Raw genomic sequence first — 12,067 nt, 5'->3', positions numbered from 1 at the left:
ATTACGTGCGAGCCGCGATGATGCTTTCGGCCACATTACGCGGCGCTTCGGCATAGTGCGCAAACTCCATGCTGTAGGTGGCGCGGCCTTGTGACATCGAACGCAGCGTCGTGGCGTAGCCAAACATCTCGGACAGCGGCACTTCGGCGCGAATAATGCGGGCGCCAAAGCGCTCATCCATGCCTTGCAAGGTCCCGCGCCGCGATGAGAGATCGCCCATCACGCCACCGGCATACTCTTCCGGCGTTTCCACTTCCACCTGCATCAGCGGTTCAAGGATCACCGGATCGGCCAGCTTCGCTGCGGCTTTAAAGCCAAAGATCGCCGCCATACGAAACGCCATTTCTGACGAATCGACGTCGTGATACGAACCAAACGTCAGCGTGGCTTTGATGTCCACCACCGGATAACCGGCCAGCACGCCGCTGTTCAGCGCCTCTCGAATCCCCTTCTCTACCGAAGGAATGAACTCGCGCGGTACCACGCCGCCTTTGGTGGCATCTTCAAAGGCAAAACCGGCACCCGCCGTTTGCGGCTCCAGCGTCAGCACCACGTGGCCATACTGGCCTTTACCGCCGGACTGACGCACAAACTTGCCTTCCACCTCGCGCACCGTTTTACGAATGGTTTCGCGATAAGTCACCTGCGGCCGACCAATGTTGGCTTCCACGCCGAACTCGCGCTTCATGCGATCAACGATAATCTCCAGATGCAACTCGCCCATACCGGAAATAATCGTCTGGCCGGATTCCTCATCGGTATGCAGGCGGAACGACGGATCTTCCGCCGCCAGCCGCTGCAGCGCCAGGCCCATTTTCTCCTGATCGCTCTTGGTCTTCGGCTCTATCGACAGCGAAATCACCGGGTCGGGGAACTCCATGCGCTCCAGCGTGATTACCGCGTTGGGATCGCACAGCGTTTCACCGGTAGTGACCTCTTTTAGGCCAACGCAGGCGGCGATATCGCCTGCGCGAATCTCTTCAATTTCAATGCGATCGTTAGCCTGCATCTGCACGATACGGCCGATGCGCTCTTTGCGCCCTTTCACCGCGTTCCACACGCTGTCGCCCTTACGCAGCACGCCGGAGTAGACGCGCACAAAGGTTAACTGGCCAACGTAGGGATCGCTCATCAGCTTGAACGCCAGCGCCGAGAACGGTTCGCTGTCATCGGCATGACGTTCGTCGTGTTCGCCCTGCTCATTGACGCCGCTCACCGCCGGTACGTCGAGCGGCGATGGCATCAGCTCAATCACCGCATCCAGCATGCGCTGCACGCCCTTGTTTTTGAACGCGCTGCCGCACAGCATTGGCTGAATTTCACCCTGCAGCGTGCGCTGGCGCAAACCGGCAATGACGTCGTCTTCGCTAAGATCGCCCAGCTCAAGATAGCGATCCATTAGCGCGTCGCTGGCTTCTGCCGCCGCCGCGACCATGTTCTCACGCCACTCGGCCGCTAGCGCCTGCAATTCAGCGGGGATCGGCGCATAGCTAAAGCTCATGCCCTGGCTGGCATCGTCCCAGTAAATCGCGCGCATTTTGTTGAGATCGACCACGCCGCTAAAATGCTCTTCGGCGCCGATAGGAATCACAATCGGCACCGGATTGGCGTGCAGGCGATCTTTCATCATCTGCACCACGCGGAAGAAATCTGCGCCCTGCCGATCCATCTTGTTAACGAAGGCGATGCGCGGCACACGGTATTTGTTGGCCTGGCGCCACACGGTTTCCGACTGCGGCTGTACGCCGCCAACCGCGTCATACACCATCACCGCGCCGTCCAGCACGCGCATTGAGCGCTCGACTTCAATAGTGAAATCAACGTGACCGGGGGTATCGATGATGTTGATGCGGTGCGGCGTAAAGCTGCCGTCCATACCCGGCCAGAAGCAGCTTACCGCCGCCGACGTGATGGTGATGCCACGCTCCTGCTCCTGCGCCATCCAGTCGGTGGTTGCCGCGCCATCGTGCACTTCACCTAACTTGTGGCTCATTCCGGTGTAAAACAGGATGCGCTCAGTGGTGGTGGTTTTACCGGCATCGATGTGCGCGGAGATGCCGATGTTGCGATAACGTTCGATGGGGAGGGTTCGGGGCATGATGCGTCCTTAGTCTTCTCGACTGGAAAGAGCGGCGCGCACCATTGCCCGCCGCTGCGCAACAGCCTAAACCCATTGTACGAATAAATACGAACAGTTTGAGCCTTTTTTACTCATCGTTAAAAACTTGCATGTGATTCAGCATTTACGGGCTGGAAAGCCATCGCCCGGCACTTTAAGGTAAGGCTTTCACTCTGACAGGGTTTGAATCATGCGCATTCTGGTGGTCGGTGCCGGTGCAACCGGCGGTTATTTCGGTGCGCGTCTGGCGCAAGCAGGACGTGATGTGACATTTCTGGTGCGCGAGCGCCGTTTTCAGCAGCTGCAGCAAACCGGGCTGGTGCTGAAAACGCCTGATGGCACGGAAGTTTTGCAACCTCAGCTGGCGCAGGCGGATTCGCTTAACAGCCATTATGATCTGATTATTTTGACGGTGAAAAGCTTCGCCCTGGAACAGGCGATGAACGATATCGCCCCCGCCGTGGGTCCTGACACGCTGATCATGCCCATTCTTAACGGGATGCGTCATATCGACACGCTGCGGGCGCGCTTTGGTGACAAGGTGATTGGCGGCCTGTGTAAAATCAACGCCACGCTGGGTGAAAACGGCGAAGTGGTGCAGATGACGCCGCTGCATATGCTCTATTACGGCGCGCTGGATGGCAATAACGATGCGCGCCTGCAGCGAATAGATGAAACCCTGCGCGCGGCGCAGTTTGACACCCTTTTCTCCGACAACATTATCAGCGAACTGTGGGAAAAATGGCTGCTGCTGAGCACGCTCGGTGCGGTGTGCTGTATCGCGCGCGGCAATACGCAGCAGGTGTTGAACGCACAAGGTGGCGAAGCGCTGCTGCAAACAATTTTTGGTGAAGTACTGGCGGTTTTAAGCGCCGAAGGTTATCAACAGCGCCCGGCGGTGACGGCGAAGATTTATGAGACGCTGAATAATCCCAAAGCGGCGATGACCTCATCGATGTACCGGGATTTAGCCCAGGGCTACGAGATTGAGGCCGATCAAGTGATTGGTGATTTGCTGGTGCGTGGTGCGCGCAGTGGCGTGGTGACACCATTGCTGAACGCGGTGTATGTCAATTTGCAGGTGTATGTGCAGGGTCGTTAACGTGGGTCGCCATGAATGGCGACCCTACGGTTGTTTGGCGCGATTGGCGTGCGGTCGTGTCGTAAGGTCGCCATTGATGGCGACCGAAATATCATAAGCGAGACTGCACGCCCGGCAGCTGCTTCAACCGCTGCCAGCCCGCTTCCACCTCTTCCGGTATATCTACATGACCGAGGAAACCTTTGCCGCGTGGACCGTAGCCATTTTCGTCGTCGCGCAGGCGCTGGATTTCCCCCATCAGCAGCGACAGAAAACGTTCCATCGACCACAAGCCCTGCGGCGGCGCACCAATAATGCGTAGCATGCCCGCATCCATCATCACCTGCGGCACAAACACCGGCCAGCTGATAAATTCCGGCGCATCGGCGCGGTCGCGCCACTGATAGCGGAAGGTTTCCCACGTGCGCCGCTGCATCAGCGGGTCCTGTACCAGCAGCACGCGCTGCGGCTGCCAGCTGTGCTCATCCAGTAATTTCTGACTGAAAGCGGCATTTTCGCCACAGTTGCGAGAGGCGGTTTCCAGCAGCAGCTGATCGTCCGGCAGCGCGGCAAACACGCGCGCTACGTCGCCCAGCAGTTCTGCTTCGCTTTTGCCTTGGGTCTCAATCTGGCGATACAGCGGATGTGTGCTCAGCATCTCTGCTAATAACGATGTAGAGTGGCCAATGCCGCCGCTTACCAATAACGGCAGCTGATACTTTTTCGCCAGGGCGATGACCGCCTCCACGTTCGGCAGCACCGCGTGGCCGGCCAGAATGGCTAAATCGACGTCGAGCGTGCCCGTTTGCGGCATGTGATCCAGTGCCAGCCAGGTCGCCAGGGTATTGATATCCTGAATGTGATCGTTGTTAAGCTGCATGCCTTTCTCCTCATTTTCACTTTGGCAGTGTAGCGGCTTAAGCGCGCGTCGGCAGGGAAAAATTTGCTACACTCGCCGCTTAATCTTCAGGAGAGATCCATGACTGCGCGTTCCGTAACCCTTGATGATGTTGCCCATCTGGCGGGGGTTTCCTACCAAACCGTCTCCCGCGTTCTCAACCACTCCGAGCAGGTTTCGCCGCGCACCCGCGCCAAAGTAGAAGCGGCGATGCAGCAGCTCAACTATGTGCCGAATCGGGTCGCGCAGCAGCTGGCGGGTAAAAACACCCGCACGCTGGGTCTCGCCACCAGCGATCTCGCATTGATGGCGCCCGCACAAATTGCCTCGGCAATTCAGCAACGTGCGGCGGCGCAGGGTTATCACCTGGTGATTGCCATGGCGAATGCCAGCAGCGCGCCGCAGGACACGGTAAATGAATTGCTGGCGCAACGGGTTGATGCGCTGCTGATCAATCTGCCGCTGGATGCGCAGCAAGCCGAACAGATTCAGCTGCAGTGCGGTAATAAACCGACGCTGTTTTTGGATGTAGAGCGCAGCGCCACGGTGGCGCAGTGCCAATATCAGAGCGAATCGGGGGCGAAACAGGCCGTGGATCATCTGGTGGCGCTCGGCCATCAGCAGATTGGCGTGTTGAATGGGCCTGAACGCTCGGCATCGGCACGTGCGCGTTTCACCGCGTGGCAGCAGGCGCTGTCAGCACATCGGCTCACGCCGTTCTGCGTGCTGAGCGGTGACTGGAGCGCGGCATCGGGCTATCAGGCCGTGCTGGCGCAGTTGCCGGATAAGCTACCGCAGGCGCTACTGGTGGCCAACGATCAGATGGCGCTTGGCGCGATGCGGGCGCTGCATCAGCACGGCGTGAATATCCCCGCAGAGATTTCGCTGATTGGCTACGACGACACGGCAGAAAGCGCCTGGTATCAGCCGCCATTAACCACCGTGCGCCAGGATTTGCAGCAGTTGGGCGCGATAAGCGTCGATCGCTTAGTGGCACAGCTGGAAGGCGGCACGTTAGCGAATGAGAGACTGGAAACCGAGCTGGTATTGCGTGAAACCACGGCGGCACCGCAGCAGGGTCAGGTGAATGTAAGGGAGATTGCACAGCAGCTGCAGGCGCTGGCGCGCAGATTGAGCAGCACATAACTGCACATTTGGTAGCGGCGCGATGTTGAAACGGGCATAAAAATAGCGCAATCAATTGCGCCGCTACAGGTTGGTGTTGCTTCCTGAAATTTGGGGCCTTTCGGCCCCTGAGAATTACTGCGCTTTAGGCTCGCCCATCGCTTTCAATTTTTTCGACAGCTCGCGACGCTCTTTGGAGAGATCAGCGTTTTTAATGATGTACTCATCCACGCGGTCTTCATAATCCACACGCATGCTGGCGATAATTTCCTGCACCGCTTCAATGCTCATGCCAGGTTTGATGTATTCGCTCAGGTTGTCCAGCAGCAATACACGTTTCTGGTTATCACGGACTTTCTTCTCGTTATCCACGATTTCGCGCTGCAGTTTGTTTTTACGACGGAACATACGCACAAACTCCAGTACGTCCTGAAATGATTGCTTGGCATTTTCCATGTTGGCACCTTTCTTAAGGCCTGCATCGGCAGGCGGAATAGTCATAACGTTTAGCTTAGCGGTTTGACCGCAAGGGTTGCAATTTTCACAGCTAAATTCGGACTGGCGCTTATCTTAGCGCAAAGAAAGCGTGATTCACATTAAGTCATTGCCTGAGAAAACTATTTGCGCAACGCCAGGCGCACTAAATCGGTCATCCGTTCCAGCTGACGCGCCTGCTCCAGGCTCAGCCAGACGTAACCGTAAATTGCCGTCGTTTCTGGACGTCCGCTGCGATTAGCGATGAGCTGTTCCAGCTCCTGGGTGATCTCCTCCAGTACGAGGCTGTTAGCGGTGATCTCTTCGGTTTCCCCTTTCACCACCAGCGTGGCCAGCGCATTAAGCGTGTCTTCCGTCATCTGCTGGGTGCGGCGCAGCGTTGGCGCATTGAGCATAATCAGATGACTTTCACGCGACGACCACCACGCATCAATTTGCATCTGCATGGTGTTTACCATATTGCGATTGATAGTTTGGATCGCTTCAAACACCGATTTCGGAATTCGCGTCTCTTTGCTTGACGGATCCAGCAGCGAACGCATTTTGATGACGGCACTTAGCAGCTTCTGGAAAGGTTTATTCAGGCGCGGTTTTTCCAGCAAATTGGCAGAAAAACCGGTGTGATGCAGTTTCGCCATGGCGATGAAAGCATCTGACAGCTGGATGCGCCAATGAGTGTAAGCGCGTTGAGCCCAGATGGCACTAAACAGCAGCGCCATCAGCGACCCCAGAATCACATCCCCGCCGCGCCACATGGCGATAGTGAAATCACCGGCCGGTGCGCCCACCACCACGCCAAGCGTGATGCCGATCAGCAACGCCATATAGGGATGTTTTCCCAGCGTCAGGTAACCGCAAACCACCATCACGATGGCGCACCACACCAGCATCACCGGCAGGGAAAACAGCTCCAGCTTCAGGGCAATCAAGCCGGAAAGTAAACCGGCGAAGGTGCCGCTGATGCGCTGGACTACGCGCGGCAGCACGTTGCCCCAGGTTGAAATTGGCCCCATCACTACCACCAGCGTAATCAGCGGCCAGGTGCCTTCAGGAATATCGGTGAGGCGTACAAACAGGAAGCACAGCACAAAGGCGATAGCGATGCGTACACCATGCATGATGCGATAGTGGCGGTAGAACCAGAACTCAATCGGCGAGATGGGCTTGTCGGCGCGTAACATGGTTGTCCGGGAACGGTAACGATTTGCGCGCTATGTTACCCTGGCAAGACGCGAACCATCAGGGTTGAACGCAATCTTTTTCGTCTTTACGTGAAATAAAACATGCATGTTACATCTGGTTTTCTCAATAGAAACATTGATGTAACGCATCGGGTTTTGTGCGGTGATTGAATCGGTCACCATAAATGGCGACCCTACGGGCGTGTTTTGTAGGGTCGCCATTCATGGTGACCGCGTATTTTATTCAGCCGCACGCACCGGAATGAACATATCCACCAGCCAATTGCCGCTGTCGGATCCGTCGGAAAGGTACTGTTCGAAACAGGGACGATTATCGACTTGCCATTCACGCTGCTTGTTTAACTTATCGAACAAACTGCACCACGCCTCATAAAATTCGTTATTACGTACCTCGACGCGGGCATGGAAATAGCGTCCGCCGGGCAACAGGCCTTTTTCGATATCGTCACCGGGGGCGGGAATAACCGCTTCCGCTGCAGTAATCACCGTTTCAACCCGCAACTCTTCCGGCGACAGCTCTCGCGGATTACCGTAATAAATAGCCAGCCATTCACCTTTCGCATCATGCTCACTGACCCAACGTTTCAGTCGGTCAAAGCCACGCGGCACGGTCTCCTCCCACGGTCCTTGCAGGTGATAGCCAAGCCAGCTTTGCGGATGACGTTCAACAATCCATGCTTTCATACTTTGCCTCAGATCAGCAGCAGAAAGCTCGATTGTGCCATCACCGCCGTGTAGCGGCGATGATGGCAACGCTAAAATACGCGATGGATTACAGTTTCTTTTTCAGGTAATCACTGATGCGCGTGATGATGCCTGCCTGATCAACCGCTTGCAGCGTGTAGAGCGGATAGCTTGCCAGCTGCTTATCTTTGTCCATCACCTGGATTTCACCAATCTGCTCGCCCGCTTTTAACGGTGCTTCCAGGTCTTTGCGATCAATCACATACTTGGCCATCACATTGGAAACTTCAGTGCGCGGCAGTGACAGATAGATATCCTGGGTAGTGCCGACATCCACCTGGTGCGGATTGCCGTACCAGACGTTTTCCGTACCGATTTTCTTGCCCGCGTGGAACAGCTGCACGGTATCAAAGTTGTTTTGGCCCCACACCAGCAGTTTACGTGCCTGATCTTCACGCCCTTTCGGACTCTTGCCGCCCATAATCACCGCGATCAGGCGATGACGCCCTACCACATTCGACGCGATGATATTGAAGCCAGCGCTTTCGGTATGACCGGTTTTCAGGCCATCGACGTGCAGATTCTGGTCCCACAGCAAGCCGTTGCGGTTGTTTTGGGTGATACCGTTCCAGGTCAGGGTTTTCTCGCCGTACATGGCGTAGAAATCGGGCTCGCCGCTGATGATGGCACGTGACAGCACGGCTAAATCGCGTGCGGTAGTGTGTTGACCCGGCGCATCGAGGCCGTGCACGGTTTCGAAGTGGGTGTGCGTTAAACCAAGCTTCTGCACGTAGCTGTTCATCATGGTGACGAAGCTGGCTTCGCTACCGGCGACATGATCCGCCAGCGCCACACAGGCATCATTACCGGAATCGATAATCACGCCACGCATCAGATCGCGTACCGTAACCTGATCGCCCGGTTTAAGGAACATCAGTGAAGAGCCCTTGAACACCGGATTGCCTGCGCCCCACGCATCTTTACCGATGGTGACTTTGTCATCGCGGCTGACTTTATTCTGATCGATCGCGCGATCGACCACATAGCCGGTCATCAGTTTTGTCAAACTTGCCGGGTTGCGCTCTTCGTCCGGATTACCGGCGGTTAGAATCTGGCCGGTAGTGGCGTCCATTAGCACCCACGAAGCCGCATCAATCGGCGGTGGCGTCAGGGGAAACGGCATGCTGTCGTCGGCCTGCGCCAACGATGCCCAAACAATCATTCCAGATACAGTTACCAGCAGACGCCTTTTCAACACTTCTTCCTCGAAATCAAAAAAATGAATTTACCGCCGCACGTTTTACGGCAAATAGCGCTTACAGATCTGAATAAATTGAAAAAAAGTATGAACTGCGCCTAAATGCTGCGCGCCCGCTCGCAGCGAGGATGATCAAGGTTGTACTGCCACCCAGGGACGACTATCCTGTGCGTTGATTCTCCACAGCCAGGATAATGCCGTGCCCGCCTCTGAGTTCACCTTCTTATTTCACGATTATGAGACCTTCGGTAAAAGTCCTTCGCTGGACCGCCCGGCACAGTTTGCTGGCCTGCGTACCGATAAAGAATTCAATGCGGTAGGTGAACCGCAGGTGTTTTACTGCCAGCCCGCGGACGATTATTTGCCGCAGCCAGAAGCGGTGATGATCACCGGCATTACGCCGCAAACCGCCAAAGCGCGTGGCGTGACAGAAGCGGCATTTGCCGAGCGCATTCACGGCCTGTTTAGCGAGCCGCAAACCTGTGTGATTGGTTACAACAATGTGCGTTTTGACGATGAAGTGACGCGCAATATCTTCTATCGCAACTTCTTTGATCCTTATGGCTGGAGTTGGCAAAACGGCAATTCGCGCTGGGATCTGCTGGATGTGATGCGCGCCTGCTACGCGCTGCGTCCGGAAGGCATTGTCTGGCCGGAAAATGATGACGGCTTCCCGAGCTTTAAGCTGGAGCATCTCACTAAGGCCAACGGCGTGGCGCACGAACAGGCGCACGATGCAATGTCTGACGTGTATGCCACGCTGGCAATGGCGAAACTGGTGAAAGAGAAGCAGCCGAAGCTGTTTGAGTTTCTGTTTAGCCATCGCAACAAGCAGAAATTGATGACGCTGATTGATATCCCGCAGATGAAGCCGCTGGTGCACGTTTCCGGCATGTTCGGCGCGGCGCGCGGCAACACCAGCTGGATTGTGCCGCTGGCGTGGCATCCGGATAACCGCAATGCGCTGATTGTCGCTGATTTGGCCGGTGATATGTCGCCGCTGCTTGAGCTGGAATCTGACGAACTGCGCGAGCGTTTATATACGCGTAGCAGCGAGTTAGGCGATCTTCCTGCCGTGCCGATTAAGCTGGTCCATATCAATAAATGTCCGGTGCTGGCGCCGGCGAGCACGCTGCGTCCGGAAGATGCTGCGCGCTTAGGTATCGATCGCCAACGCTGCCTCGCGAACCTAAAAGTGCTGCGCGAGCATGCGGAAGTGCGGGAAAAAGTGGTGGCGCTGTTTGCTGATGCTGAGCCGTTTACGCCTTCAGATGATGTAGATGCGCAGCTGTATGAGGGTTTCTTTAGCGATGCCGATCGCGCGGGTATGAACATTGTGCGCCAGACGCCGCCGCAGAATTTGCCGGCGCTGGATTTAACCTTTGAAGATAAGCGCATTGCCAAACTGCTGTTCCGCTATCGGGCGCGTAATTTCCCCGGCACGTTGGATGATGCCGAGCAGCAACGCTGGTTGCAGCACCGCCGCGAAGCGCTCAATGCTGAGCGTGTGCAGGCGTTCCTGCTGGAGCTGGAGTCACTGGCGAGTTTGCATGAGGGTAATGCAGAGAAGATGGCGCAGCTGAAGGCGCTGTATTTGTATGCGCAGGAGCTGGTGTCTTAGTCCTCTGCGGTCTGGTGAGAGGTCGCCATGAATGGCGACCCTACGCAATGCCCGCATGAATGGCGACCGTACGCAATGCCCGTTTGTAGGGTCGCCATTCATGGCGACCAGGGAACCCTTAAATTATTTCCCACACCAGCCACGTCAGCGCGAAACCGCTCAGGCCCATCACGGTTGTCAACACTGTCCAGGTCTTCAAACCGTCGGCGACCGATAAGCCCAGATAGCGCGTCACCACCCAGAAACCCGCATCATTGACGTGTGACAAACCTAATCCGCCGAAACAAGCTGCCAGCGTCACCAGTACGCGCTGCATATCCGTCACATCGCCCACCGCCTGACTCAGTAAGCCGCTGGTGGTGAGAATCGCTACCGTGGCCGATCCCTGCGATGCACGCAACGCCAGCGACAGAATAAAGGCTGCGGGCACCAGCGGCAGATGCAGTGTTTCCAGCGTTAGCGCCAGCGCTTTACCCACGCCGGACTCCACCAGCACTTTACCAAATGCTCCACCTGCGCCCGCTACCAGAATCACGCTGGCAGAACTGGGGATGGCGCGGCCAGTCAGATCTTCCAGCTTCTCTTTGCTCCAGCCGCGACGCACGCCCAGCAGCCACGCCGCTAGCCCAAGCGCAATCAGTAACGCAATCGCCGGCGTACCTATGACCGTCATTACCGAGCGCAGCACGCTGCCCTCTGCCAGCGTGGTGTGAGCCAACGTTCCCAGGACGATTAACAGGATCGGCACGATGATCAGCCCGGTAATGGTCAGCGCACCCGGCGGTGGCGCGTCGTTTTTCGCCGTGCCTTCGGGTTTCGCCAGCTGCAGTTGTTCCAGCACATCAACCGACAGATGATACTGACGCAGGTTCATCGCTTTCGCGACGAAGTAGCCGACAATACCAACCGGAATCGAGATCATAATCCCCAGCATCATCAGCCAGCCCATGTCGGTATGCAAAATACCGGCGGCCGCCGCTGCGCCTGGATGCGTCGGCAGCGCCACGTGCACCGTTAACATCACGCCCGCCATCGGCAAGCCAAACTTGAGCGGCGAGACGCGCGCCACTTTGGTGAAGCCATAAATCAGCGGGATCACGATGATAAAACCAACCTCAAAAAACACCGGAATGCCGAGGATAAAGGCTGCCATGGTCAGCGCCGCGACGGTGCGTTTGATACCCAGCGATTTACTAAAGCGCTGCGCCAGCGATTCCGCCCCGCCCGAGGCTTCAATCACCGCGCCGAGCATCGCACCCAGCACGATGATAATGGTGATATGCCCCAGCAAATTGCCCATCCCGCTAAAGATGGTTTCCATAATGTTGTCCGCCGGAATGCCGGTGGCAATGGCGACCAGCAGGCTGACAATTATCAGCGCCACGAAGGGGTGCACTTTGGTTTTAATTACCAGCAACAGCAAGATCACGATGCTGGCGGTAGCAATGGCGAGTAACAACGCGGTAGACATGGTAACCCTCTATCTTATAAGTATTTTTTAGGTACAGATTTCTCTGGTGTTGTCGGATTAAGGTATGACTTGCCCAACACAGCGCACAAAAGCCCTGTGTTGAGCGGTAAAAC

10 protein-coding genes are annotated in these 12,067 nt (G+C 56.3%); 3 read left to right on the top strand and 7 right to left on the bottom strand.

Annotated features, from left to right (window positions below):
* Position 1: 1 nt before the first annotated feature.
* Positions 2-2,098 carry an elongation factor G gene (gene fusA, locus CRO19_RS16345; RefSeq protein WP_097096766.1) on the bottom strand — a complete coding sequence of 699 codons (2,097 nt, stop codon included), beginning with the start codon at positions 2,096-2,098 and terminating at the stop codon, positions 2-4.
* Positions 2,099-2,309: 211 nt separating this feature from the next.
* Here fusA and CRO19_RS16340 point away from each other — a divergent pair, with 211 nt between their 5' ends.
* Positions 2,310-3,221, top strand: a complete 912-nt coding sequence (locus CRO19_RS16340; RefSeq protein WP_097096765.1) for a ketopantoate reductase family protein — start codon at positions 2,310-2,312, stop codon at positions 3,219-3,221.
* Between the two features lie 91 nt (positions 3,222-3,312).
* Here CRO19_RS16340 and CRO19_RS16335 read toward each other — a convergent pair whose 3' ends face one another.
* Positions 3,313-4,080 (bottom strand): YdcF family protein, encoded by a 768-nt coding sequence (locus CRO19_RS16335; RefSeq protein ID WP_097096764.1) that lies wholly within the window; start codon positions 4,078-4,080, stop codon positions 3,313-3,315.
* 99 nt (positions 4,081-4,179) lie between these two features.
* On the opposite strand from CRO19_RS16335, the gene CRO19_RS16330 reads away from it, so the two are divergent.
* Positions 4,180-5,244: a LacI family DNA-binding transcriptional regulator gene (locus CRO19_RS16330; RefSeq protein ID WP_097096763.1), complete on the top strand. Its 1,065-nt coding sequence runs from the start codon at positions 4,180-4,182 to the stop codon at positions 5,242-5,244.
* Between the two features lie 114 nt (positions 5,245-5,358).
* Here the strand turns inward: CRO19_RS16330 and tmaR are convergent, their stop codons facing one another.
* From tmaR to dacD, 4 genes are all read right to left on the bottom strand, one after another.
* Complete coding sequence (gene tmaR, locus CRO19_RS16325) at positions 5,359-5,679, bottom strand: PTS system regulator TmaR (protein ID WP_008110563.1); 321 nt, start codon at positions 5,677-5,679, stop codon at positions 5,359-5,361.
* A 161-nt stretch (positions 5,680-5,840) separates the two neighbouring features.
* A complete protein-coding gene (locus CRO19_RS16320; RefSeq protein ID WP_097096762.1) occupies positions 5,841-6,899 on the bottom strand; it encodes an FUSC family protein in 1,059 nt (352 codons plus the stop codon).
* A gap of 240 nt (positions 6,900-7,139) precedes the next feature.
* Complete coding sequence (locus CRO19_RS16315) at positions 7,140-7,604, bottom strand: GyrI-like domain-containing protein (RefSeq protein ID WP_097096761.1); 465 nt, start codon at positions 7,602-7,604, stop codon at positions 7,140-7,142.
* Between the two features lie 88 nt (positions 7,605-7,692).
* Positions 7,693-8,859 (bottom strand): serine-type D-Ala-D-Ala carboxypeptidase DacD, encoded by a 1,167-nt coding sequence (dacD, locus tag CRO19_RS16310; RefSeq protein ID WP_176519162.1) that lies wholly within the window; start codon positions 8,857-8,859, stop codon positions 7,693-7,695.
* A gap of 202 nt (positions 8,860-9,061) precedes the next feature.
* Between dacD and sbcB the strand changes: the two genes are divergently transcribed.
* Positions 9,062-10,483, top strand: a complete 1,422-nt coding sequence (sbcB, locus tag CRO19_RS16305; protein ID WP_097096759.1) for an exodeoxyribonuclease I — start codon at positions 9,062-9,064, stop codon at positions 10,481-10,483.
* A 118-nt stretch (positions 10,484-10,601) separates the two neighbouring features.
* Here sbcB and CRO19_RS16300 read toward each other — a convergent pair whose 3' ends face one another.
* Entirely contained in the window at positions 10,602-11,954 is a 1,353-nt protein-coding gene (locus CRO19_RS16300) for a GntP family transporter (protein WP_097096758.1), read from the bottom strand.
* Positions 11,955-12,067: the final 113 nt, after the last annotated feature.

Source organism: Candidatus Pantoea floridensis, from assembly GCF_900215435.1.
In the GTDB taxonomy this organism is placed as follows: Bacteria; Pseudomonadota; Gammaproteobacteria; order Enterobacterales; family Enterobacteriaceae; genus Pantoea; species Pantoea floridensis.
Note: the sequence above shows the minus strand (reverse complement) of the source record. Positions and strands in the feature narration are given on the sequence as shown.